Consider the following 25,012-nt stretch of genomic DNA (forward strand, 5'->3'; position numbering starts at 1 on the left):
CGGTGCTGCTGGCGGGCAGCGCGGTCGCAGGCGAACTGCCGCCACCCCCTGCGAGTATGGAGGCTGTCGCCGATGCGCCGTTGTACCTGGAACTGGTGGTCAACCAGATGAGCAGCGCTAGCGTGGTGCTGGTGCACCAGCGGGCCGGGCGCCTGTACATGGCCACCGCCGACCTGCAGGCGGCGGGCGTGCAACTGCCCGGGCAGCCCGGCCCGGAACTGGCGCTGGACGCCATCGATGGCTTGCACAGCGAGTACGACAGCCAGAACCAGCGGCTGCTGGTGCAGGTGCCGGCGGCGTGGCTGCCCAACCAGCGCATCGGCGAGCGCTCGCTGGGGCCGGCCGGCGAGGCGTTGAGCAGTTTCGGCGCCTTGCTCAACTACGACGCCTACTTCAACGACACCGATGAGGGGGGCACCTACCTGGCAGCCTGGAACGAACTGCGGGTGTTCGACAGCTGGGGCACCTTCTCCACCACCGGGCAGTGGCGCCAGCGCCTCGGCGGGGCAGGCTACGAAGGCGCCCAGGAAGGTTTTCGGCGGTACGACACCACCTGGCGCTACACCGACGAGGCGCGCCTGCTGACCTTCGAGGCCGGCGATGTGCTGACCGGCGCCTTGCCCTGGACCAGCTCGGTGCGGGTGGGCGGGGTGCAGCTGTCGCGGGACTTTGCCGTGCGCCCGGACCTGGTGACCTACCCCTTGCCGGCCTTCGCCGGTGAAGCCGCGGTGCCCTCGTCGGTGGACCTGTTCATCAATGGCTACAAGAGCGCCAGTGCCGACCTGCAGCCAGGCCCCTATACCCTGACCAACGTGCCGTTCATCAACGGTGCCGGCGAGGCGGTGGTGGTGACCACCGACGCCCTTGGCCGGCAGGTCTCGACCACGTTGCCGTTCTACGTCACCAGCAGCCTGCTGCAACAGGGGCTGGCGGACTTCTCGGTGGCGGCCGGCGCCCTGCGCCGCGACTATGCCGTGCGCGACTTTGCCTACGGCCCCGGCGTTGCGGCGGGCAGCCTGCGCTATGGCCTGACCGACTACTTCACGCTGGAAAGCCATGCCGAGGCGGCCGGGTCCCTGGGCCTGGGCGGGCTGGGCGGCAACCTGCGGGTGGGCAACTTCGGCGTGCTCAACACGGCGCTGAGCCAGAGCCGCTTCGAAGGCCGCAGTGGCCAGCAGTTGAGCCTGGGCTACCAGTACAACAACCGCTGGCTGGGCTTCAACTACCAGCGCCTGGAGCGTCATGGCGACTACGCCGACCTGTCGCTGGTCGACAGCCCGTACATCCGCCTCAGCCAGCGCAGCGAGCAGGTCACCCTGAGCCTCAACCTGCAACGCTATGGCAGCCTGGGGGCGGGCTACTTCGACGTGCGCGCCGCCGACAACTCACGCACGCGCCTGCTCAACCTCAGCTGGAGCAAGCCGCTGTGGGGCAACAGCAGCCTGTACCTGTCGGCCAACCGCGACCTGGACGACAGCCAGTGGGCGGTGCAGGCGCAGGTGGTGGTGCCCTTCGACCTGCACGGCACGCTGGCCCTGAGCCTGGAGCGCAACCAGCAGGGCGAGAACCTGCAGCGGGTCAACTACAGCCGCGCCGTACCCGCCCAGGGCGGCGTGGGGTTCAACCTGGGCTATGCCGGCGGCGACCGTGAAACCTACCGTCAGGCCGACCTGACCTGGCGCCTGCAATCGGTGCAGTTGCAGGCCGGGGTGTACGGCAGCAGCGACAACATGACCCGCTGGGCCGACGCCAGCGGCTCGGTGGTGCTGATGGACGCCGGGGTGTTCGCGGCCAATCGCATCGACGACGCCTTCGTGCTGGTCAGCACCGAAGGCTTTGCCGATGTGCCGGTGCGCTACGAGAACCAGGTGGTGGGGCACACCGACAGCCAGGGGCACCTGCTGGTGCCCTACGGCAGCGGCTACTACCGCGGCAAGTACGAGATCGACCCGCTGGAACTGCCCCCCGATGTGCGCTCACCGAATGTGGAGCAGCGCGTGGCGGTAAGGCGCGGCGCCGGCTACCTGCTGGAATTTCCGTTGCGCCGGGTACTGGCCGCCAGCGTGGTGCTGGTGGATGCCGGCAACAACGAACTGGCCGTGGGCAGCCAGGTACGCCACGAGCAGAGCGGCGCGCTGGCGGTGGTGGGCTGGGATGGCCTGGTGTACCTGGAGGACCTGAGCGAACACAACAGCCTGGTGGTGCAACTGGCCGGAGGCGGCAGTTGCCGGGTGCAGTTCGAGCTCAAGGCGCAGGCCGACCAGGTGCCGCTGATCGGCCCGCTGGTGTGCCAATGAAGCGCCGGCTGACGGGGCTGCTTGCGCTGCTGGCACTGCTGGCCGGCATGCGCGCCCAGGCGCTGTGCCAGGTGCTGGCAACCACGCCGGCCACTTTCGGCCTGGTCAACTCCACCCTGATACGCACCACGGTGCAGACCACCACGGCGCCCAGTGCCGGCTTGAGCTGCACCGGTTCGCTGCTGACCCTGCTGCGTTCGGATGACTCCTTCAAGGCCACCTTCACCGCCAACAACGGCACCACCGGGCTGGTGGGCCCCACCGGCGACGTCATCCTCTACACGCTGTACGCCAACAACAGCACCAGCTACCCGATCACCCGGGGCCAGCCCTACGATTTTGCGCGCAACGGCATCATCGATGCCCTGGGCCTGCTCGGCGGCACCTCGCCCAAGACCGTGCCCATCTACCTGCGCACGCAAATGACCAGCAACGTGGCGGCCGGCCTGTACCAGGAGACGTTCACCGTGGCCTGGAGCATCGACTATTGCTGGGGGCTGGGTCTGGGCAGCGCCTGCCTGGGGCGGCAGGTGTTCAACGCCACTACCACCCTGACCATCAACCTGACCGTCACCAACGACTGCCAGATCAGCTCACCCAACATCGTGTTCGGCAGCGCGCCGGTGGTCAGCGGGTTCGCCACGGTGAGCCAGAACGTCAACCTGGCCTGTACCAAGGGCAGTGCCTACACGGTGGGGCTGGATGACGGGCAGAACGTGGCAGGCGGGCGTCGGCGCATGAAATCCAGCGCCGGCAACTACCTGGCCTATGACATCTTCAAGAGTGGCGGGGGCGTGCGCTGGGGCAGCCTGAGCAGTGCGCGGCGCGCCAGCAGCGACGCCGACATCAACCCGGGCAACGGCAATGGCAGTGGCAGCGCGGCCGGCAGCCAGGTGTTCAACTACAACGCCAGGGTCTACACCGACCAGGCCACGCCGCCGGCCGGCGACTACCTGGACAGCGTGATACTCGACGTGCAGTTCTGAGCCGGCTGGCGCACGGTGCGCCACCAGTACCCCAGTGCCAGCACATTCAACCCCGCGCCCAGCGCGCATACCAGCAGCCAGCCGCCCCAGGCGTAGGCCAGCGTCGAGGCCAGCGAGCCCAGTGCACTGCCGATGGAGTAGAACAGCATGTAGGCGGCGGTGAGCCGGCTGTGGGTATCGGCCGGCAGGCGGTAGATCAGGCTCTGGCTGGCCACGTGCAGCGCCTGCAGGCCCAGGTCGAACACCACCACCCCCAGCAGCAGTGCCCACAGCGATTGCTGGGTGAGGGCGATGGCGCCCCATGAACCGATCATCAGCAGCAGCGAGAGGCCGCTGACCCGTTGCCCCAGGCCACGGTCGGCCAGCCCGCCGGCACGCGCGGCGGCCAGCGCCCCGGCTGCGCCGGCCAGGCCGAACAGGCCCACCTCGGTTGCCGACAACGACAGCGGCGGGGCGCTCAGGGGCAGTACCAGCGGGGTCCACAGCACCATGGCCGAGGCGAAGCTGAGCATCGCCAGCAGGGCCCGCTGGCGCAGCACCGGCTGCTCGCGCACCAGTTGCCACAACGACACCAGCAGCGCGCCGTAGCCAGTGTTGGGGCGCGCAGCCGTGTGTGCGGGCAGCACGCGCCACAGCAGCAGGGTCATCAGCAGGGTCAGCGCTGCCGACAGGGCGTAGATCGAGCGCCAGCCGGCCAGATCGGCCATCGCCCCGGACAGGGTGCGGGCCAGCAGGATGCCGATCACGATACCGCTGGTGACCATGCCCACCACATGCCCGCGTTCGGTGTCGGCCGATACGCTGGCGGCATGCGCCACCAGCAGTTGCGCCACCACCGCCAACAGGCCGGTCAGGGCCATGCCGACAAACAGCCAGGCGCTGCTGGTGGCCAGCGCGATCATCAGCAGGGCCAGCACCGACAGCAGCGACTGCAGCACGATCAGCCGGCGCCGCTCGAACAGGTCGCCCAGAGGCACCAGCAGTATCAGGCCCAGGCCGTAGCCCACCTGGGTCAGGGTCACCACCAGCCCCACCAGCGCCGGGTCGATGGCGAAGTCGCGGGCCATCGCGTCCAGCAGTGGCTGGGCGTAATACACGTTGGCCACCGCCAGTGCGCAGGCGACGGAGAACAGCAGGGCGAGCCACGGCGAAAGCCGGGGCGCAGGGGAGGCAGGCATGGCGATATCCTATGTGGTTGCATAATGAAACTGGTTGTATGCTGAGAGGACCGGTTTTATATTGCAACTACTTTTTTCAGCCTGCCGAGAGCGAACATGGTTCAGCGTACCCGCCTGCAAGATGCCGAATGCCCGGTGGCCCGGTCACTGGACGCGATCGGTGACTGGTGGTCGCTGTTGATCGTGCGTGATGCGTTTGATGGCTTGCGCCGCTTTGGCGAGTTCCAGCGCAACCTGGGCATGGCCAAGAACATTTTGGCCTCGCGCTTGCGCCAGTTGGTGGAGCACCGGATTCTGGAGCTGGTGCCGGCGTCGGATGGCAGCGCGTACCAGGAGTACGTGCTGACCGAGAAGGGGCGTGGGTTGTTTCCCTTGATCGTGGGGCTGCGCCAGTGGGGCGAGGCGTTTTTCTACCAGCCTGGCGAGGCGCATTCGGTGCTGGTGGACCGCCAGAGCGGGGCGCCGGTGGGCCCGCTGCAGCTGCGAGCGGCGGATGGGCGGGTGCTGGGGCCGGATGATTGCGTGCGGGTGGCGGGGCCGCCGCCGGCCTGACCTGCCTCATCGCGGGTCAGGCCGCTCCCACAGGGCACTGCAAGCCTTGTGGGGGCGGGCTTGAACCGCGATGGGGAGCGCTGCGGGGCGGCGGTGCGTCAGCCCTAGCGCAGCTCTGCGACCAGCTTCGCCAAGGTGTCGATCACTGCGCTGCCCAGCGCCTTGGAGCGTTCACCCGACCAGCCGGTCACCGCATCGGGCGCGTCGTCGTGATCCTTGAACGGCATCTCCAGGGTCAGCGACAGGCAGTCATGCGCCTGGCCCACCGCATTGCATGCCAGGGTCATGTTGGCCTGCCCAGGCTTGCTGCGCGGGTAGCCGTGGGTGGTCTGGAAGTCCCGGGTCACGCTGCACAGGGTGCTGCGAAAACGCTCCTCCAGTGCCGCGATCCGATCCGTGTAGCCCGGGTTGCCTTCGCACCCGGCCGTGAACACATGGGGTATTTCCTCATCGCCATGGGCATCCAGGAACAGGTCCACGCCATACAGCTTCATCTGCTGCTGGGCGAACAGCACCTCAGGGGTGTGTTCGATGTTCGCATCCTGCCAGGCGCGGTTGAGGTCCTTGCCCCTGGCATTGGTGCGCAGGTGCCCGGCAGCGGCACCGTCCGGGTTCATGTTGGGGATCAGGTACAGGTCGGCGACCGCCAGCAGGGCCTGCACGGTGGCATCGTTGCCCTGTATGCGGTCGATCACGCCCTCCATGAACCACTCGGCCATGTGCTCGCCGGGGTGCTGCTGGGCGATGATCCACAGCTTGCGCTTGCCCGCGCCCCCGTCGCCCGCCCGCAGCAACGGGATATCGCGCCCTTCGACGCTGCGCCCGGTGGCCAGCAGTTCCACGCCCGGCAAGGCGCTGGCGCGTTCGATCAGCTGATTGTGCCGCGCGCGCGGGTAGGGCTCGAAATAGGCGAACCAGGCCTGTGTTTCGCGGGGCTCAAGGCTGAAGTGCAGGGCCTTGCCGTCGTAGCGGGTCGGCACGCGAAACCAGTTCTGCTGGTCGTAGGACGCTACCGCCTGGTAGCCCTCCCATGCAGCGCTATAGGACGACTGGCTGGCGTTGTCCAGGCTGAAGGCGTGGGTATGCCCGGGCGTCAGCCCGCTGGCCTTGAAGTGAAACCACTGGAAATGCCCGCTGTGGGTGTCGGGGCGGATGTTCAGGTGAATCCGGGACGGGTTGCCGGCATCGACGAGCAGGATGTTGCCGGCATCGAATGCGCAATCGATGCTAACGGGGGACAGCGTCACGGTCATGGCCAGGCTCCGGTAGAGTTGTTGTGCCAACCACTCTACACCCCTGGATCACGACCAGAAACCGATCGCCAGCGCCGCTGCCAACCCCAGGCCGAGCGCCACCGAGCAGCCTCCCAGCGAAACACCGGCCCAGGCCTGGCGATACCAGTGCCCATCGCCCAGTTGCCGGGCCGGTGCCAGCAGGTTGCGCCAGCGCAGTTCGGTGGCATGGAACGCATACAGGTGTTCGGGGGCGGCATCCAGCCAGCGGCGAAAGTCGATGCGCTCGCTGGCGGTGATGTCCGGGCTCTGCAGGCGCACATACCATTGTGCCGCCGCAGTGCTGGAGGCGCTGCGCACCGGCAGGGCGGCCTGCAGTACCTGGCCCATGTGCCGTTCCACGGTCGGTGCGCCGATATCCAGGCGCTGGGCGATGGCGGCGAACGACAGTTGATCGAGACGATTGAGCAGGAACACCTGCTGTACCCGGCGTGGCAGCTTTTTCAGGCGCACGAGCAGGGCATCTTCGCCGAGGTCGGCGCTATCGTGATGGTGTTCAAGGGGCAGCAACAGACGGGTCATGTACGAGCTCCTTGCAGAAAGAAACGACTGAAGAGAAGGGGGCGTCTTCCCTGACGCTGCGACAGCTTAATCTACATGAGATTGATTCTCAAGTGCTGAATCGGCAAAGGCTTGTCTCGGGGTTACATATCGAGACATACATTTGCTATCATCGCTGCCAATCAAGCACCACCCGCCTTCATTAGCCTGAAGAGCCAAAAAAAAAGACCCGGCAAAAAGCCGGGTCAAAAACCGTGATTAGCCTGATGAGGAGATAATCTGAGAGTCCGACCTAAGGGCTTTCAGTTATCCAACCAGTCTCGCGACCAGTTGTTTGCAATAATAATCGTTCTCATTTTCAAGTCAAATGAATTTTCTGTTATCCAGCAAAAAATTCCGCATCGCTGTGCCTGGTCGTTGAACCACGGCCTGCCCCACCGCCGTTCCCGTTGCCCATCATCCCTCCCTTGATTGAAGCTCCTGCCGCCTGGCCTGTTCCGCGAGGCTGCGGTCCAGCAGCGCCCTGGCCATGTTGATCATGTGCATCACCGAGAAGGCCATGTCCCGTGAGTTGCCCTTGAGGTTGTCGGCCGACTCGTAGGCGCTGGCTGCGGCGCAGCGCAGCATGCTCGAGGCGTGTTCGGTGGCCGCTTCGGCCGAGAGGTCCTGGCGGGCGATGAACAGCTGGTCGTCCGTGTGGCTGACCGTAGATGGGGTAGGGTTGAGGTAATAGTCCAGTGCGCGGCGTGCCGCTTCGCTGTCTAGGTCGTTGAAAGGGGGTGGGGTCATGGGGCTGCCTTCCTTGTGGTGAGTAGGAAAAGATTACCCTTCAATCCTAAGTACATGTTGTATTGTATTCCATCGCTTAAATACTACAGATTATGTATTGAGTCGCTGCTGTCAGTCCGTATCGTGCCAGCGATGAAAAAATGGAATGAACTGGCGAAAGCCAGAATGCGCGAGCTGGGCCTCACGCAGGAGAAACTGGCCGAACGCCTCGGGGTGACCCAAGGTGGCGTTGGCCATTGGATTCGGGGAAGGAACAACCCACCGCTGGCCACCATCGACGAAATCCTGCGGATACTGGGCATGGGGCGCATGGGCGTGGTCTGCGACGACGCCGTCGCGGAGCCGTCCGGGGTCTATGCCACACCGGCGCTGGGTGCATTCCGCTACCCGCTGTCGGACTGGGAGCACCTGGCCGAGCCTGTCGAAGGCGCGCCGACCGTGCTCAGCGACCACCTGGCCGATGGCCCGTGCTACTGGCTGACGGTGGAAGGTGACGCGATGAATTCGCCCATGGGCCTGAGTGTGCCGGCGGGCATGATGGTGCTGGTGGACAGCGGTCGAACTGCCGAGATCGGCGCGCTGGTGATCGCGCGCCTGCCCGGCAATCCTGTCGCGGTGTTTCGCCAGCTGGTCGAGGAGGGTGGTCAGCGGTACTTGCAGCCGCTCAATCCCACCTGGCCCAAACTGACGTGGGAGGAGGGCACCGAGGTGCTCGGTGTGGTGGTGCAGGCGTCTATCCGGCTGGGCTGAAAAGCGTCGCTGGCAAGCCGGCCCACACAGGGTTTCGTGGCGCCCACAAAACCCTGTGCAGGTGCAGTGCCGTCAGCCTTCCTGAACCTCCAGCTCCACCAGCGCGGCCCCTTCGCTGACCATCTCGCCTTCCTGGCAATACAGCGCCTTGACCGTCCCGGCCTGGGGTGCGCGGATGCTGTGCTCCATCTTCATGGCCTCCAGCACCACCAGTTGCGTGCCGGCTTCGACCACCTGACCGACCTCCACCAGTACCCGCACGATGCTGCCGTTCATGGGCGCACTCATGCCGCCCTGGTGCGCATGGCCGGCGTCCGCCTCGGCAATCGGGTCGAAAGCGCTTACCCCGTGCAGCTCGCCATCCCACTCCAGATACAGCGTTTGCCCACGGCGCACGGCCAGGTGCCTGCGCCGCACGCCTTCGTGCTCGATCACCAGGTGCTCGCCGTCCATGCGCGCGGACACCGACCCGGGGTTCAGGCTCAGTGCCCGGTCTTCGCCATTGCAGCGCAGGTGCAGGGCGGTCTGCGCCGGTACGCCCGGCCTGAAACCGGTGGCGGCTGCCCACGGCGAGTGCCGGTCATCAGCGCGCACGCAGGCGGGGCGCGATTGCTGGAAGGCCTGCCCGGCAGCCTGCCAGAACGCTGTCGGCAACGCGACGGGGGCGGGCAGCAGTTGATCCTGATAGCGCGGGATGAACCCGGTATCCAGTTCGGCCTCGGCGAAGGCGCGGTGGGCCAGGATGCGGCGCAGGAAGGCGATGTTGGTCTTCAGGCCGCCAATGGCGAAGCTGTCGAGCATCGCCAGCAGGCGCAGGCGTGCCTGCTCCCGGTTCTCGCCCCAGGCAATCAGCTTGCCCAGCATCGGGTCGTAGAACGGCGAGATGCTGTCACCTTCGCACACGCCGCTGTCGACCCGGCGCCCTTCGCCCGGCGCCGACTCGCGGTACAGCGCCAGGTGCCCGGTGGCCGGCAGAAAGTCGTTGGCCGGGTCCTCGGCGTACAGGCGTACTTCGATGGCATGCCCGTGCAGCGGCACCTGGTCCTGCGTCAGCGGCAGCGCCTCGCCGCACGCCACGCGGATCTGCCAGGCCACCAGGTCCAGGCCGGTGATCGCCTCGGTCACCGGGTGCTCCACCTGCAGGCGGGTGTTCATTTCCATGAAGAAGAATTCGCCGCGGGCATCGAGCAGGAACTCGACCGTGCCTGCGCCCACATAGCCGATGGCCTGGGCCGCACGTACCGCCGCCTCGCCCATGGCCTGGCGCTGCGCCGGGCTCAGGCCGGGGGCCGGGGCTTCCTCGACCACCTTCTGGTGACGACGCTGGATCGAGCAGTCGCGCTCGTTCAGGTACACGCAGTTGCCATGCTGGTCGGCGAACACCTGGATCTCGACGTGACGCGGCTTGAGCACGTACTTTTCGACCAGCATGCGTGCGTCGCCGAACGACGACAGCGCTTCACGCTGGGCCGAGGCCAGGGCTTCACCCAGCTGGCTTTCCTGCTCGACCACCTTCATGCCCTTGCCACCGCCACCGGCGGTGGCCTTGAGCAGTACGGGGTAGCCGATGCGCTGGGCGGCCGCGCGGAAGGTCTCCAGGTCCTGGGCTTCGCCGTGGTAGCCAGGCACCAGCGGTACCCCGGCCACTTCCATCAGCGCCTTGGCCGCCGACTTGCTGCCCATCGCGTCGATGGCACTGGCCGGCGGGCCGAGGAAGATCAGCCCGGCCTCTTCGATGGCCCGGGCAAAGCCTGCGTTCTCCGACAGAAAGCCGTAGCCCGGGTGTATCGCCTGGGCGCCGCTGGCCTTGGCCGCGGCAATCAGCCTGGGGATGTCCAGATAGCTCTCGGCCGCCTTGGCGCCACCCAGGTCAACCCGGATATCCGCTTCGCGGCTGTGCCGCGCATCGCGGTCGATGGCGCTGTGCACGGCCACGGTGGTCAGGCCCATGGCCTTGGCGGTGCGCATCACGCGGCAGGCGATCTCGCCACGGTTGGCGACCAGCAGGGTGGTCAGCAGAGGGCGGCTCATGGGCGTGGCTCCTTGTCCGAAGCGGGGGTTTGCCAGGCTGGCGTGCGTTTTTCGAGGAAGGCGCGCAGGCCCTCCTGGCCTTCGGCGCTCACGCGGATACGCGCAATGGCGCCTTCACAGTAGCGGCGCAGGGCAGGGGTGAGCTCACCATTGCCCACTTCGCGCAGCAGCTCCTTGCTGGCGCACATGGCCTGCGGGCTGTTGAGCAGCAGGTTGTCGACCCAGCGCTCGACCTCGGCATCCAGCTGCGCGGCCGGGCAGGTTTCGGCCAGCAGGCCCAGTTCGCGGGCCCGCTCGCCGCTGAAGCGTTCGGCGGTCAGGGCATAGCGGCGGGTGGCGCGCTCGCCCATGGCCTGCACCACGAACGGGCTGATCACCGCCGGCGCCAGGCCGATGCGCACTTCCGACAGGCACAGCTGCGCGTCGTCGGCACCGATGGCCATGTCGCAGCAACTGATCAGCCCCACGGCACCGCCGAAGGCTGCGCCCTGGACCACCGCCAGGGTCGGCACCTTGAGCCGCGCCAGGTTGTACATCAGCTCGGCCAGCTCGCGGGCGTCGTCCAGGTTGGTGTTGTAGTCCAGCTGCGCCGACTGCTGCATCCAGGCAAGGTCGGCGCCGGCACTGAAGTGCCGGCCGCGCCCGCGCAGCACCATGAAGCGCAGGCTGGCGTCGTTGCCGATCTGGTCGATGGCAATGATCAGTTCGCGGATCATCTGCGCGTTGAAGGCGTTGTTCTTGGCCTCGCGGCTCAGCCACAGGGTGGCGAAGCCGCGCGGATCGCGGATCAGTTCAAGGGTAGAGAAGTCGCTCATCGGTCACATCCGGAAAATGCCGAAACGGCTCGGTTCGATCGGGGCATTGAGGGCTGCCGAGAGGGCCAGGCCGAGAATCTCGCGGGTTTGCGCAGGGTCGATGACGCCGTCGTCCCACAGCCTTGCGCTGGAATAGTAGGGGTGGCCCTGGTGTTCGTACTGGTCCAGGATCGGCTGCTTGAGCTGCGCCTCGTCCTGCGGGCTGAAAACCTGGCCGCTGCGCTCGCTCTGTTCGCGCTTGACCTGGGCCAGCACGCCTGCGGCCTGTTCGGCGCCCATCACGCCGATGCGCGCGTTGGGCCACATCCACAGAAAGCGCGGGTCGTAGGCACGCCCGCACATGCCATAGTTGCCGGCACCGAAGCTGCCGCCGATGATCACGGTGAACTTGGGCACCTGGGCGCAGGCCACTGCGGTCACCAGCTTGGCGCCATGCTTGGCGATGCCGCCGGCCTCGTACTTCTGGCCCACCATGAAGCCGGTGATGTTCTGCAGGAACAGCAGCGGGATGCCGCGCTGGCAGGCCAGCTCGATGAAGTGCGCGCCTTTCTGCGCGGCCTCGGCGAACAGGATGCCGTTGTTGGCCAGAATCGCCACCGGGTAGCCGTGCAGGTGGGCAAAGCCGCACACCAGCGTGGTACCGAACAGCGCCTTGAACTCGTCGAACAGCGAGCCGTCCACCAGGCGCGCGATCACCTCGCGCACATCGAACGGCTGCTTGGCATCGGCCGGCACCACGCCGTACAGCTCGTCGGCTGCGTACAGCGGGGCGATCGGGGTGCGCACCTGCAGCTGGCCCAGCTTGCGCCAGTTGAGGTTGGCCACGCAGCGCCGGGCGATGGCCAGGGCGTGTTCGTCGTTGTCGGCATAGTGGTCGGCCACGCCGCTGACCTTGCAGTGCACGTCGGCACCGCCCAGGTCTTCGGCGCTGACCACCTCACCGGTGGCGGCTTTGACCAGCGGCGGGCCGGCCAGGAAGATGGTGGCCTGCTGGCGCACCATGATCGCCTCGTCGGCCATGGCCGGCACGTAGGCACCGCCGGCGGTGCACGAGCCCATCACCACGGCGATCTGCGGTATGCCCTGGGCGCTCATGGTGGCCTGGTTGAAGAAGATGCGGCCGAAGTGCTCGCGGTCGGGGAACACCTCGTCCTGGCGCGGCAGGTTGGCGCCGCCGGAGTCCACCAGGTACACGCAGGGCAGGCGGTTCTGCTGGGCGATGGTCTGGGCGCGCAGGTGCTTCTTGACAGTCAGCGGGTAATACGAGCCGCCTTTGACCGTGGCGTCGTTGGCCACGATCATGCACTCCACGCCCTCGATGCGGCCGATGCCGGCGATCACGCCGGCGGCAGGCACGTCTTCGCCGTACACCTCGTGGGCGGCCAGCTGGCCGATCTCCAGAAACGGCGAACCCGGGTCGAGCAGGCGGTCGATGCGGTCGCGCGGCAGCAACTTGCCGCGTGAGGTGTGGCGCTCCTGGGCCTTGGGCCCGCCGCCCTGGTGCACGCTGGCGAGCAGGTCACGCAGGCCTTGCACCTGTTCGAGCATGGCCGCGCTGTTGAGCGCGAATTCGGGCGCGCGGGGGTTCAACTGAGACTTCAGAATCATCGTGGCTCCTGGCGCAGCTTCAAGCGGCAAGCTCCAAGCTGCAAGAGTGGGTCTGCGTTATGGCGGCGTTGCCGCTGAGCGCCTCAGCGCGTCTCGTTGAACAGCTCGCGACCGATCAGCATGCGCCGGATCTCGCTGGTGCCGGCGCCGATCTCGTACAGCTTGGCGTCGCGCAGCAGGCGGCCTGCGGGGAATTCGTTGATGTAGCCGTTGCCGCCCAGAATCTGGATTGCCTCGAGGGCCATCTGGGTGGCGCGCTCGGCGGTATAGAGGATCACCCCGGCGGCGTCCTTGCGGGTGGTCTCGGCGCGATCGCAGGCCTGGGCCACGGCATACAGGTAGGCGCGGCTGGCATTGAGCTGGGTGTACATGTCGGCGATCTTGCCCTGGATCAGCTGGAACTCGCCGATGCTCTGGCCGAACTGCTTGCGGTCGTGGATGTAGGGCACCACCAGGTCCATGCACGCCTGCATGATCCCGGTAGGGCCGCCGGAGAGCACCACACGCTCGTAGTCCAGGCCGCTCATCAGCACCTTCACGCCACCGTTGAGCTGGCCGAGGATGTTCTCCTGGGGCACCTCGACGTTGTCGAAGAACAGCTCGCAGGTGTTGGAACCGCGCATGCCCAGCTTGTCGAACTTGTTGCTGCGGCTGAAGCCGGCCCAGTCGCGCTCGACGATGAACGCGGTGATGCCGTGGGGGCCCTTTTCCAGGTCGGTCTTGGCGTAGATCACGTAGGTGTTGGCGTCGGGGCCGTTGGTGATCCAGGTCTTGCTGCCGTTGAGCACGAAGCGGTCGCCGCGCTGTTCGGCACGCAGTTTCATCGACACCACGTCGGAGCCGGCGTTGGGCTCGCTCATGGCCAGGGCGCCGATGTGCTCGCCGCTGATCAGCTTGGGCAGGTATTTGGCTTTCTGTTCGGCGGTGCCGTTGCGGTTGATCTGGTTGACGCAGAGGTTGGAGTGGGCGCCGTAGGAGAGCGCGACCGAGGCCGAGCCGCGGCTGATTTCTTCCATGGCCACCACGTGGGCCAGGTAGCCCAGGCCCGCGCCGCCGTATTCTTCGCTGACGGTGATGCCCAGCAGGCCCATGTCGCCGAACTTGCGCCACATGTCGGCGGGGAACAGGTTGTCCTGGTCGATCTGCGCCGCACGCGGGGCCAGCTCGGCTGCGACGAACGCCTGCACCTGGTCGCGGAGCATGTCGATGGTTTCGCCCAGGGCGAAGTTCAGGGTCGGATAACGCATGCTGGCACCTTTCTTGTCGATTGTTCTTTGAGTGGCGTGGTGGTTGACCCGCGATCAAGGCGCTGCGATCTGTCACCTTTACGTTAACGTAAACCCCGCGCCGAACACTGTCAATCTCCCCATGACCTTTACGTTAACGTTAATTTGCGCCACATTAGGTCTCGCGTGAATCAGCACCCACAACAATCACAATACGGGGTCGTCATGAATCAACCGAGCTACACCCAGGGTCGCCAGGACAAACCGCTGCTGGCCATGACCATCGGCCAGGCCCTGGACAACACCGTGGAGCGCTTTGCCGAGCGCGAGGCACTGGTGGTACGCCACCAGCAACTGCGCTACAGCTGGCGCGAACTGGCCGACAGCATCGACCTGCATGCCCGCGCCCTGATGGCGCTGGGCCTGAAGACCGGCGACCGCCTGGGTATCTGGGCGCCCAACTGCGCGCAGTGGTGCATCGCCCAGTTCGCCACCGCCAAAATCGGCGTGATCCTGGTCAACATCAACCCGGCCTACCGCACCAGCGAACTGGAATACGTGCTGCGCCAGTCTGCCTGCCAGTGGCTGATCTGCGCCGGCACCTTCAAGACCTCCGACTACCATGCCATGCTCGGCGAACTGCTGCCGGAGCTGGCGCACCAGGCGCCAGGCCAGCTCAATGGCGAGCGCCTGCCCGACCTGCGCGGGCTGATCAGCCTCGACGACGCGCCGCCGGGCGGCTTCCTGCCGTGGGCGGCGCTGGCCGGCATGGCCGAGCAGGTCGCCCCGGCCGAGTACCAGCAGCGCCAGCAGAGCCTGCAGTTCGACCAGCCGGTGAACATCCAGTACACCTCCGGCACCACGGGCTTCCCCAAGGGCGCGACCCTGAGCCACTACAACATCCTCAACAACGGCTACATGGTCGGCGAGAGCCTGGGCCTGACCGAGCATGACCGCATGGTGATCCCGGTGCCGCTGTACCACTGCTTCGGCATGGTCATGGGCAACCTGGGCTGCATCACCCACGGCACCACCATGATCTACCCCAACGACGCCTTCGACCCGCTGCTGACCCTCGAAGGCGTGGCCCGCGAGCGCGCCACCGTGCTGTACGGGGTGCCGACCATGTTCATCGCGCTGCTCGACCAGCCGCGGCGCGGCGACTACGACCTGAGCAGCCTGCGCACCGGCATCATGGCCGGCGCCACCTGCCCGATCGAGGTGATGCGTCGGGTGATCGACCAGTTGCACATGGGCGAGGTGCAGATCGCCTACGGCATGACCGAGACCAGCCCGGTGTCGCTGCAGACCGGCCCGGACGACGAGCTGGAGCTGCGCGTGACCACGGTGGGGCGCACCCAGCCGCAGCTGGAGAGCAAGATCGTCGACGAACACGGCTGCATCGTGCCGCGTGGCACCATCGGCGAGCTGTGCACCCGCGGCTACAGCGTGATGCTGGGCTACTGGGGCAACCCGGCGGCCACCAGCGAGGCGATCGACCCGGCGGGCTGGATGCACACCGGCGACCTGGCGAGCATGGACGAGCAGGGCTACGTGTGCATTGCCGGGCGCAACAAGGACATGATCATTCGCGGTGGCGAGAACATCTACCCGCGCGAGCTGGAGGAGTTCTTCTTTACCCACCCGTCGGTGGCGGACGTGCAGGTGATCGGCATTCCGGATGAGCGTTACGGCGAGGAGATCGTGGCGTGGATCAAGCTGCACCCTGGGCACAGCGCCACCGATGGGGAGCTGCAGGCCTGGTGCAAGAGCCGCATCGCGCACTTTAAAACGCCGCGACATTTTCGTTTCGTCGAGGAGTTTCCGATGACGGTGACCGGCAAGATCCAGAAGTTTCGCATGCGCGAGATCAGCATCGAGGAGTTGTGCAACCGTTGAGCTCGGCGTTTCAGCCATCGCGGGTCAAGCCCGCTCCCACAGGTATCGCGCATTTCTGTAAACCACCGCACTCCTGTGGGAGCGGGCTCGACCCGCGATGGGCACACCGCAGTGCAACTGCCAGATCCCGGTCTACGCTTGCACCTTCACCGGCGGCTCTTCACTGGGCGGATCGCCCACGGGCTCCTGCTCCTTGGGCGGCTCGGGCTCCTTCTCGGGCACCGGTGGTGGCAGATTGGGGTCATCGATATTCGGATCGGGCGTTTCAGCAGGAATAGGAATATTCATGGGCCGAACCTCACATAAAGGGCTGTTCAAAGGCTGACCCATTCTTCGACCGTGGCCGCGCCGCATCGCTCATTTTTTATTGAACCCCCACGCCTGCCATTGCTCTGAACCTTACCGTCACAGCGTAACGGAGCGATGTTCGATGACCCGCGATGAGCCTTTCAGCACCGATGAAACCAGCGAGCACACCCTGACCCTGGCCAGGGCGCTGCTGCTGCCGCGCATAGTGATCGAGAACACCGAACCTGTGCTCGACGCCGGCCAGCACGCGGTCAAGGGTACCGTGGGCGAACAGGTCACCGTTACCAGCAAGGTCTTCGCCGACGGCCACGACGTGCTGGCCGTGCGCCTGAGCTGGCGCCGCCTGCAGCACCCCAACTGGCACGAAGTGCCCATGACGCTGCTGGGTAACGACAGCTGGGAGGGGCGCTTCACGGTCAGCGAGGTGGGCCGCCACCTGTTCATGATCGAGGCCTGGATCGACCAGTACGCCAGCTACTGCTACGAGCTGGAGAAGAAATTCGCCGCCGGCGTCGACGTAGGCCTGGAGCTGGAGGAGGGCCGCCGCCATCTGATGCAGAGCGCAGAGCGCAGCAGCGAGCCGCTGCGTGCGCAACTGGAGGCGGTGGCCCTGCAACTGGCCAGCCTGCCTGCCCAGGCCGGCGTCGAGCTGCTGCTGCACGGCGACACCCGCGCCCTGATGGGCCGCGCCGACCACCGTGCCTACCTCAGCCGCAGCGCCGAGTTCCCCCTTGAGGTGGAGCGCGAGCGCGCACGCTTTGCCAGCTGGTACGAGCTGTTCCCGCGTTCGGTCACCGACGACCCGGCCCGCCACGGCACCTTCAACGACGTGCATCAGCGCCTGCCGATGATCCGCGACATGGGCTTTGACGTGCTGTACTTCCCGCCCATCCACCCCATCGGCACCCAGCACCGCAAGGGCCGCAACAATGCCTTGCAGGCCGGCCCCGACGACCCCGGCAGCCCCTACGCCATCGGCAGCGCCGACGGCGGGCACGAGGCCATCCACCCGCAGCTGGGCAGCCGCGAAGACTTCCGCCGGCTGGTGGCCGCCGCCGCCGAGCATGGTCTGGAAATCGCCCTGGACTTCGCCATCCAGTGCTCCCAGGACCACCCCTGGCTCACCGAGCACCCGGGCTGGTTCAGCTGGCGCCCCGACGGCACCATCCGCTATGCCGAGAACCCGCCGAAAAAATACCAGGACATCGTCAACGTCGACTTCTATGCCGCCGACGCGGTGCCCGCCCTGTGGCTGGCCCTGCGCGACGTGGTGCTGGGCTGGGTGCAGGAGGGCGTGACCCAGTTTCGCGTGGACAACCCGCACACCAAGCCGCTGCCGTTCTGGGAGTGGCTGATCGCCAACGTGCGCAGCCAGCACCCGCAGGTGATCTTCCTCGCCGAGGCCTTCACCAAGCCGGCGATGATGGCGCGCCTGGGCAAGGTCGGCTATTCGCAGAGCTATACCTACTTCACCTGGCGCAACACCAAGGCCGAGCTGCAACAGTACTTCAGCGAACTCAACCAGCCGCCGTGGTCGTACTGCTACCGCCCCAACTTCTTCGTCAACACGCCGGACATCAACCCGTTCTTCCTGCACGACTCCGGCCGCCCGGGCTTTCTGATTCGCGCAGCGCTGGCCACCATGGGCTCGGGCCTGTGGGGCATGTATTCGGGGTTCGAGCTGTGCGAGGCGGCGGCGATACCGGGCAAGGAGGAATACCTGGACTCGGAGAAGTACGAGATCCGCCCGCGCGACTACACCCAGCCCGGCAACATCATTGCCGAGATCGCCCAGCTCAACCGCATCCGCCGCCAGCACCCGGCGCTGCAGACCCACCTGGGCATCCGCTTCTACAACGCCTGGAACGACAACATCCTGTACTTCGCCAAGGGCGATCCGGCCAGCGGCAGCCTGATCCTGGTGGCCGTCAGCCTCGACCCGCACAACGCCCAGGAGGCGCACTTCGAGTTGCCGCTGTGGGAGCTGGGCCTGGAGGACGACGCCGAAACCTTCGGCGAAGACCTGATGAGCGGCCATCGCTGGAGCTGGTACGGCAAGACCCAGTGGATGCGCATCGAACCCTGGCACCAGCCGTTCGGCATCTGGCGCATCACCCCGGCCCGCTAGCCCCCCGCCAACCAGAAGGAGTCGTACATGGCGAAGAAAGCCCGCCCAGCCACGTTCATCAACGACCCGCTGTGGTACAAGGACGCGATCATCTACCAGGTGCACGTCAAGTCGTTCTTCGACTCCAACGGCGACGGCATCGGTGATTTTCCCGGCCTGATCGCCAAGCTCGACTACATCGCCGAGCTTGGGGTCAACACCCTGTGGCTGCTGCCGTTCTACCCCTCGCCACGGCGCGACGACGGCTACGACATCGCCGCCTACAAGGCCGTGCACAGCGACTACGGCACCCTGGCCGACGTGCGACGCTTCATCGCCGAGGCGCACAAGCGCAACCTGCGGGTGATCACCGAGCTTGTCATCAACCACACCTCCGACCAGCACCCGTGGTTCCAGAAGGCCCGGCGCGCCAAGCCCGGCTCCAGGGCGCGGGACTTTTATGTGTGGTCCGACACCGATACCAGGTACGACGGCACGCGCATCATCTTCCTCGACACCGAGCACTCCAACTGGACCTGGGACCCGGTTGCCGGCCAGTACTTCTGGCACCGCTTCTATTCGCACCAGCCCGACCTCAACTTCGACAACCCGCAGGTGCTCAAGGCGGTGATCGGGGTGATGCGCTACTGGCTCGACCTGGGCGTGGATGGCCTGCGCCTGGATGCCATCCCGTACCTGATCGAGCGCGATGGCACCAACAACGAGAACCTGCCCGAAACCCACCAGGTGCTGAAGAAGATCCGCGCCGAAATCGACGCCAACTACCCCGACCGCATGCTGCTGGCCGAGGCCAACCAGTGGCCCGAGGACACCCAGCTGTACTTCGGCGAAGGGCAGGGCGACGAATGCCACATGGCCTTTCACTTTCCGCTGATGCCGCGCATGTACATGGCGCTGGCCCAGGAAGACCGCTTTCCGGTCACCGACATCCTGCGCCAGACCCCGGAGATCCCGGCCAACTGCCAATGGGCGATCTTCCTGCGCAACCACGACGAGCTGACCCTGGAGATGGTCACCGACCGCGAGCGCGACTACCTGTGGAACTACTACGCCCAGGATCGTCGCGCGCGCATCAACCTGGGCATCCGCCGGCGCCTGGCACCGTTGCTGCAACGCGACCGGCGCCGGGTCGAGCTGCTGACCAGCCTGCTGCTGTCGATGCCGGGCACCCCGACCCTGTATTACGGTGACGAGATCGGCATGGGCGACAACATCTACCTGGGCGACCGCGACGGCGTGCGCACGCCGATGCAATGGTCCATCGACCGCAACGGCGGCTTCTCCCGCGCCGTCCCGGCACGCCTGGTGCTGCCGCCGATCATGGACCCGCTGTACGGCTACCAGTCGGTGAACGTCGAGGCCCAGGCCAGCGACCCGCATTCGCTGCTCAACTTCAACCGTCGCCTGCTGGCGGTGCGCAAGCAGCAAAAGGCCTTTGGCCGCGGCAGCCTGACCATGCTCTCGCCCAGCAACCGCCGCATCCTGGCGTATGTCCGCGAATTCACCGGCAGCGACGGCAAGGGCGAAACCATTCTGTGCGTGGCCAACGTGTCCCGCGCCGCCCAGGCGGCAGAGCTGGACCTCTCGGCCTATGTCGACCAGGTGCCGGTGGAGATGCTCGGCGGCAGCGCGTTCCCGCCGATCGGCCAACTGCCGTTTCTGCTGACCTTGCCGCCCTATGGCTTCTACTGGTTCCTGCTCGCGCCCAGGGACCAGATGCCCAGCTGGCATGTGCAGCCCGTGCAGCCGCTACCGGAGTTCACCACCGTGGTGCTCAAGAAACGCATGGAAGAGCTGCTCGAATCGCCGTCGCGCGACACCCTGCAAGACGCCATCCTGCCGCAGTACCTGCCCAAGCGCCGCTGGTTCGCGGGCAAGGGCGCCGCGCTGGAAAAGGTGCGCATCGCCTATGGCGTGCGCTTCGGTGCGGCCACCAGCCCCGTGCTGCTCAGTGAAATCGAGGTCGACAGCGGCGGGCAGACCAGCCGCTATCAGTTGCCGTTCGGCCTGATCGGCGAAGACCAGCTGACCAGCGCATTGCCCCAGCAACTGGCCCTGTCACGGGTACGCCGGGGGCGCCAGGTGGGCCTGATCACCGATGGTTTCGTGCTCGAAAGCTTCATTCGCGCGGTGCTGGCCGGCTTTGCCGATGGCACGCGCCTGAGCTGCAGCGACGGCGAGTTGCAGTTCCAGGCCACCGAGCAACTGGCCGCCCTGGAGTTGGGCGACGAGCCGGCGGTGCGCTACCTGTCGGCCGAGCAGTCCAACAGCTCGGTGGTGGTAGGGGGCAGCCTGGTGCTCAAGCTGATCCGCCGGGTCAATGGCGGCATCCACCCCGAGCTCGAGATGAGCGCCTACCTCACTGCCGCCCGCTACCCGAACATATCACCGCTGCTGGGCTGGCTGAGCCGGGTGGACGCCACCGGGCAGCCGCACCTGCTGATGATCGCCCAGGGCTACCTGAGCAACCAGGGCGACGCCTGGGACTGGACCCAGAACACCCTGGAACGCGCGATTCGCGACGAAATGGAACCCGGCACCCAGGCCCCGCAGGCCCATGCCGATGCCTTGCAGGAGCTGCAGGCCTTTGCCGCGCAGCTGGGCCAGCGCCTGGGCCAGATGCACCAGGTGCTGGCCGCGCCCACCCAGGACCCGGCGTTCAAGCCGCGGGTGAGTAGCGCGCGCGATGGCAAGGCCTGGGGCAAGCAGGTCAGTGCCCAGCTCAACCAGGCGTTCGACCTGCTGGAGCAGCACCGCGATGAGCTGGATGCCGACAGCCAGGCGCTGGTCGACGACCTGGGCAAGCAGCGCAAGGGCCTGCTCGAACAGGTCAGCGAACTGGCCATGCAGGCGGTCGGTGGCCTGCTGATACGGGTGCACGGCGACCTGCACCTGGGCCAGGTGCTGGTGGTGCAGGGCGATGCCTATATGATCGACTTCGAAGGCGAGCCGGCGCGCCCACTGGAGGAGCGACGCGGCAAGCACAGCCCGTACAAGGACGTCAGCGGCGTGCTGCGTTCGTTCGACTATGCTGCTGCGATGGTGTTGCGCAGCGCGTCGGGGGTGGACGTCTCGCCGCCGGCCCGCCAGGCCCGTCAGCGCGTGGCGCGGCGCTACCTGCACCAGGCCCGGCATGCCTTTGTTCAGGCCTACGATCTGGCCACCGCCGACCTGCCGCACGCCTGGGAACAGCCCGGCGGGGCACGCGCGGCGCTGGACCTGTTCAGCCTGGAAAAGGCTGCCTACGAAATTATGTATGAAGCCGAGAATCGCCCGAGCTGGTTGGCCGTGCCCTTGCATGGCCTCCATGGGCTTGTCAGTACGTGGGGAGAATGAATGAGCGCGCACAAGCGGGAACAGGCTGGGTTGGGCACAAGGGATATCGATGACCTGGTCAATGCCAGGCACGGCGACCCGTTCGCGGTGCTCGGGCCGCACCCGGATGGCGCGGGCGGGCAGTGGATACGCGCCTACCTGCCCGATGCCCTGAGTGCCCGGGCGGTGGCCCGCGACAGCGGGCAGGTGCTGCTGGAGTTGGAGCAGGGCAGTGTGCCCGGGCTGTTCAGCGGGCGGTTGCAGCAACCGCAGGCGTACGACCTGCACATCAACTGGGCAGGGGGCGAGCAGGTCACCGAAGACCCCTACAGCTTTACCCAGTTGCTGCTGGGCGAGATGGACCTGTACCTGTTCGCCGAAGGCAATCATCGCGACCTGGCCAAGGTATTCGGCGCGCAGCCCGCGCAGGTGGACGGCATCGACGGGGTGCGCTTTGCGGTGTGGGCACCGAATGCGCGGCGGGTGTCGGTGGTCGGTCACTTCAACAACTGGGACGGGCGCCGCCACCCGATGCGCAAGCGCGTGCCCAGCGGTGTGTGGGAGCTGTTCATCCCGCGCCTGCAGGCCGGCGAGACGTACAAGTACGAACTGCTCGGGCCCGACGGCATCCTGCCGCTCAAGGCCGACCCGCTGGCACTGGCCACCGAGCTGCCGCCCAGCACCGCCTCGAAGGTGGCCGCCGCGCTGGGCCATGTGTGGCAGGACCAGGGCTGGATGCGCGTGCGTGCGGCGCACCAGTCCACCAACGCGCCGCTGTCGATCTACGAACTGCACGCCGGTTCCTGGCAATGCGAGCTGGATGAAAGCGGTGAAGTGGCCCGCTACTACAACTGGCGCGAACTGGCCGAGCGGCTGGTGCCCTACATCCAGGAGCTGGGCTTCACCCATATCGAGCTGATGCCGATCATGGAGCATCCGTTTGGCGGCTCGTGGGGCTACCAGCCGTTGTCGATGTTCGCGCCCACCGCGCGCTATGGCACGGCCGAGGATTTCGCCGCGTTCATCGACGCCTGCCACCAGGCCCACATCGGCGTGATCCTCGACTGGGTGCCGGCGCATTTTCCCACCGACGAACATGGGCTGGCGCAGTTCGACGGCACCGCACTGTATGAGTACGCCAACCCGCTGGAGGGCTTCCACCAGGACTGGGACACGCTGATCTACAACCTGGGGCGCAACGAGGTGCACGGCTTCATGCTGGCTTCGGCATTGCACTGGCTCAAGCATTTTCACATCGACGGGCTGCGGGTGGATGCGGTGGCCTCGATGCTGTACCGCGACTACTCGCGCAAGGCCGGCGAATGGGTGCCCAACCGCCACGGCGGGCGCGAGAACCTGGAGGCCATCGATTTTCTGCGCCACCTCAACGACGTGGTGGCCCAGGAGGCGCCGGGGGCGCTGGTGATCGCCGAGGAATCCACTGCCTGGCCGGGTGTCAGCCAGCCGACCCAGCAGGGCGGCCTGGGTTTCAACTACAAGTGGAACATGGGCTGGATGCACGACACCCTGCATTACATCCAGAACGACCCGATCCACCGTGCGCATCATCACAACGAGATGAGCTTCGGCCTGATCTACGCGTATTCCGAGCATTTCATCCTGCCGATTTCCCATGACGAGGTGGTGCACGGCAAGCACTCGCTGATCGACAAGATGCCGGGCGACCGCTGGCAGAAGTTCGCCAACCTGCGCGCGTACCTGGCCTTCATGTGGTGCCATCCGGGCAAGAAGCTGCTGTTCATGGGCTGCGAATTCGGCCAGTGGCGCGAGTGGAACCATGACGCGGAACTGGACTGGTACCTGTTGCAGTACCCCGAGCACAAGGGTGTGCAGTCGCTGGTGGCCGACCTGAACCGGCTGTACCGCGACGAGAAGGCGCTGCATCAGCAGGACTGCGTGCCGCAAGGGTTCCAGTGGCTGATCGGCGACGATGCGCGCAACAGCGTGTATGCGTGGCTGCGCTGGAGCGCCGAGGGCGAGCCGTTGCTGGTGGTGGCCAACTTCACGCCGGTGCCGAGGGAGGGTTATCGCATCGGGGTGCCGTTTGGCGAACAGTGGGTGGAGGTGCTCAACAGCGATGCCCAGGTGTATGCCGGGTCCAACTACGGCAACCTCGGGGCGGTGAACAGCGAGGCGTTGCCCAGCCATGGGCAGCCGCTGTCGCTGGCGGTGAACCTGCCGCCACTGGCGGTGTTGGTGCTGCGCCCGGCTTGAGACCTTGGGCCTGCTGCGCAGGCCATTCGCGGGTCAAGCCCGCTCCCACAGGGATTGCAGTGTTTTCAGGAACTGCACTGCACCTGTGGGAGCGGGCTTGACCCGCGATTCGATCTACAGGTCCAGCACCAGCCGGGCCGTGCGCGCCCGCGACACGCACAGCATCATGCTCTGCTGCGAAGCCTTCTCTTCATCGCTCAGGTACTGGTCGAAATGCTCGGCCTCACCCTCCAGAATCATGGTCTCGCAGGTGCCGCACACACCCTCGCGGCACAGGCATTCCACCTTGGCCGCCTTGGATTTCTCGATGGCCTGCAAGATGGTCATGCCTTCCTCCACCTGCAACTCCTGCCCCGAGCGCGCCAGCACCACGGTAAACGCCGCACCGGTCACCGGCGCCGCGGCAAACTGCTCCCAGTGCACGCGCTGCTCGGCAATGCCCAGCGATGCTGCGGTGGCGATCACCGCATCGATCAGCGGCTTGGGCCCGCACACATACACATGCGCCGCGTCATCCAGGCCCGCAAACAGCGTGGCCAGGTCCAGCTTGCGCTCCAGGCTGTCGATGTAGAACTGCGTGTTGGCCGCATGCGGCCCGCTACTCAGTTCGGCCTGGAACGCGCCATGCTCGGGGCTGCGAAAGGCATAGTGCAGCTCGTAGGCGGTGCTGCCGGCCTCCAGTTCATGCAACTGCGCCAGAAACGGCGTGATGCCGATGCCGCCGGCGATCAGTACGTGCCGGCCCGCGCTCGGGTCCAGCGCGAACAGGTTGTTGGGGCTGGAGATGTTCAGCACGCTGCCCACCTCGACCTGCTGGTGCATGAACGCCGAGCCACCCTTGGACTGCTCTTCAAGGCGCACGCCGATCTGGTAGCTGCGGGTGTCGCGCGGGTCGCTCATCAGCGAGTAGGCGTTGCTGAACTGGCGCCCGTCGGCGCCCTGCATCTGCACGATCACGTGGCTGCCACCGGTAAATGCCGGCATCGGCGCGCCGTCCTCACGGGCCAGGGTGAAGCGCTTGATCAGCGGCGTCGCCTGCTCGACGGCGGTTACCTGCACACTGAACATCTCGTATTTGTTGGCCATGATTCACCTCGACTG

General features: G+C 66.5%; 18 protein-coding genes. 8 read left to right on the plus strand and 10 right to left on the minus strand.

Features of this window, described 5'->3' with window-relative positions:
* Window positions 1-56 precede the first annotated feature (56 nt).
* Both NJH59_RS14990 and NJH59_RS14995 read left to right on the plus strand, forming a co-directional pair.
* The gene (locus NJH59_RS14990; protein WP_116055334.1) at window positions 57-2,297 is read left to right on the plus strand and encodes a fimbria/pilus outer membrane usher protein; all 2,241 of its coding nucleotides are present in this window, start codon (window positions 57-59) and stop codon (window positions 2,295-2,297) included.
* Window positions 2,294-3,283, plus strand: coding sequence for a spore coat U domain-containing protein (locus NJH59_RS14995; protein WP_229590169.1), 990 nt, complete (start codon window positions 2,294-2,296; stop codon window positions 3,281-3,283). The genes NJH59_RS14990 and NJH59_RS14995 overlap by 4 nt, the downstream gene beginning before the upstream one ends.
* Here NJH59_RS14995 and NJH59_RS15000 read toward each other — a convergent pair.
* Window positions 3,247-4,461, minus strand: a complete 1,215-nt coding sequence (locus NJH59_RS15000; protein ID WP_043863968.1) for an MFS transporter — start codon at window positions 4,459-4,461, stop codon at window positions 3,247-3,249. The genes NJH59_RS14995 and NJH59_RS15000 overlap by 37 nt on opposite strands.
* A gap of 96 nt (window positions 4,462-4,557) precedes the next feature.
* Between NJH59_RS15000 and NJH59_RS15005 the strand changes: the two genes are divergently transcribed.
* Complete coding sequence (locus tag NJH59_RS15005) at window positions 4,558-5,013, plus strand: helix-turn-helix domain-containing protein (protein WP_043863967.1); 456 nt, start codon at window positions 4,558-4,560, stop codon at window positions 5,011-5,013.
* 104 nt (window positions 5,014-5,117) lie between these two features.
* Here the strand turns inward: NJH59_RS15005 and NJH59_RS15010 are convergent, their stop codons facing one another.
* The 3 genes from NJH59_RS15010 to NJH59_RS15020 all read right to left on the minus strand — a co-directional run bounded on the left by NJH59_RS15010 (window position 5,118) and on the right by NJH59_RS15020 (window position 7,595).
* On the minus strand, window positions 5,118-6,266 hold the full coding sequence (locus tag NJH59_RS15010; protein ID WP_210014728.1) for a M14-type cytosolic carboxypeptidase: 1,149 nt from the start codon (window positions 6,264-6,266) through the stop codon (window positions 5,118-5,120).
* A gap of 48 nt (window positions 6,267-6,314) precedes the next feature.
* Window positions 6,315-6,827 carry a DUF4880 domain-containing protein gene (locus tag NJH59_RS15015; protein ID WP_229590168.1) on the minus strand — a complete coding sequence of 171 codons (513 nt, stop codon included), beginning with the start codon at window positions 6,825-6,827 and terminating at the stop codon, window positions 6,315-6,317.
* Between the two features lie 435 nt (window positions 6,828-7,262).
* Window positions 7,263-7,595: a DUF3077 domain-containing protein gene (locus NJH59_RS15020; protein ID WP_054914395.1), complete on the minus strand. Its 333-nt coding sequence runs from the start codon at window positions 7,593-7,595 to the stop codon at window positions 7,263-7,265.
* A 132-nt stretch (window positions 7,596-7,727) separates the two neighbouring features.
* Between NJH59_RS15020 and NJH59_RS15025 the strand changes: the two genes are divergently transcribed.
* Window positions 7,728-8,345, plus strand: coding sequence for a S24 family peptidase (locus NJH59_RS15025; protein WP_078481708.1), 618 nt, complete (start codon window positions 7,728-7,730; stop codon window positions 8,343-8,345).
* Window positions 8,346-8,417: 72 nt separating this feature from the next.
* Here the strand turns inward: NJH59_RS15025 and NJH59_RS15030 are convergent, their stop codons facing one another.
* The 4 genes from NJH59_RS15030 to NJH59_RS15045 all read right to left on the minus strand — a co-directional run bounded on the left by NJH59_RS15030 (window position 8,418) and on the right by NJH59_RS15045 (window position 14,046).
* Window positions 8,418-10,376 carry an acetyl/propionyl/methylcrotonyl-CoA carboxylase subunit alpha gene (locus NJH59_RS15030; RefSeq protein ID WP_253086947.1) on the minus strand — a complete coding sequence of 653 codons (1,959 nt, stop codon included), beginning with the start codon at window positions 10,374-10,376 and terminating at the stop codon, window positions 8,418-8,420.
* Window positions 10,373-11,191, minus strand: a complete 819-nt coding sequence (locus NJH59_RS15035; RefSeq protein ID WP_043863961.1) for a gamma-carboxygeranoyl-CoA hydratase — start codon at window positions 11,189-11,191, stop codon at window positions 10,373-10,375. The genes NJH59_RS15030 and NJH59_RS15035 overlap by 4 nt, the downstream gene beginning before the upstream one ends.
* A gap of 3 nt (window positions 11,192-11,194) precedes the next feature.
* Complete coding sequence (locus NJH59_RS15040; RefSeq protein WP_043863960.1) at window positions 11,195-12,799, minus strand: carboxyl transferase domain-containing protein; 1,605 nt, start codon at window positions 12,797-12,799, stop codon at window positions 11,195-11,197.
* Window positions 12,800-12,882: 83 nt separating this feature from the next.
* A complete protein-coding gene (locus NJH59_RS15045) occupies window positions 12,883-14,046 on the minus strand; it encodes an isovaleryl-CoA dehydrogenase (RefSeq protein ID WP_043863959.1) in 1,164 nt (387 codons plus the stop codon).
* A gap of 204 nt (window positions 14,047-14,250) precedes the next feature.
* Here NJH59_RS15045 and NJH59_RS15050 point away from each other — a divergent pair, with 204 nt between their 5' ends.
* Window positions 14,251-15,924 carry an AMP-binding protein gene (locus NJH59_RS15050; RefSeq protein ID WP_253086948.1) on the plus strand — a complete coding sequence of 558 codons (1,674 nt, stop codon included), beginning with the start codon at window positions 14,251-14,253 and terminating at the stop codon, window positions 15,922-15,924.
* A 132-nt stretch (window positions 15,925-16,056) separates the two neighbouring features.
* Here the strand turns inward: NJH59_RS15050 and NJH59_RS15055 are convergent, their stop codons facing one another.
* Complete coding sequence (locus tag NJH59_RS15055) at window positions 16,057-16,212, minus strand: hypothetical protein (protein WP_167400188.1); 156 nt, start codon at window positions 16,210-16,212, stop codon at window positions 16,057-16,059.
* 142 nt (window positions 16,213-16,354) lie between these two features.
* Here NJH59_RS15055 and NJH59_RS15060 point away from each other — a divergent pair, with 142 nt between their 5' ends.
* From NJH59_RS15060 to glgB, 3 genes are read left to right on the plus strand one after another with little or no spacing between them, the layout of a single operon-like run.
* Window positions 16,355-18,361 carry an alpha-1,4-glucan--maltose-1-phosphate maltosyltransferase gene (locus NJH59_RS15060; protein ID WP_058540282.1) on the plus strand — a complete coding sequence of 669 codons (2,007 nt, stop codon included), beginning with the start codon at window positions 16,355-16,357 and terminating at the stop codon, window positions 18,359-18,361.
* A gap of 27 nt (window positions 18,362-18,388) precedes the next feature.
* A complete protein-coding gene (gene treS / locus NJH59_RS15065; RefSeq protein ID WP_253086949.1) occupies window positions 18,389-21,697 on the plus strand; it encodes a maltose alpha-D-glucosyltransferase in 3,309 nt (1,102 codons plus the stop codon).
* Complete coding sequence (glgB, locus tag NJH59_RS15070) at window positions 21,698-23,911, plus strand: 1,4-alpha-glucan branching protein GlgB (protein ID WP_229590165.1); 2,214 nt, start codon at window positions 21,698-21,700, stop codon at window positions 23,909-23,911. It begins immediately after the preceding gene.
* A gap of 114 nt (window positions 23,912-24,025) precedes the next feature.
* Here the strand turns inward: glgB and NJH59_RS15075 are convergent, their stop codons facing one another.
* The gene (locus NJH59_RS15075; protein WP_229590164.1) at window positions 24,026-24,997 is read right to left on the minus strand and encodes a PDR/VanB family oxidoreductase; all 972 of its coding nucleotides are present in this window, start codon (window positions 24,995-24,997) and stop codon (window positions 24,026-24,028) included.
* Between the last annotated feature and the right edge of the window lie 15 nt (window positions 24,998-25,012).

The organism is Pseudomonas sp. VE 267-6A, assembly GCF_024126555.1.
Taxonomy (GTDB): domain Bacteria; phylum Pseudomonadota; class Gammaproteobacteria; order Pseudomonadales; family Pseudomonadaceae; genus Aquipseudomonas; species Aquipseudomonas palmensis.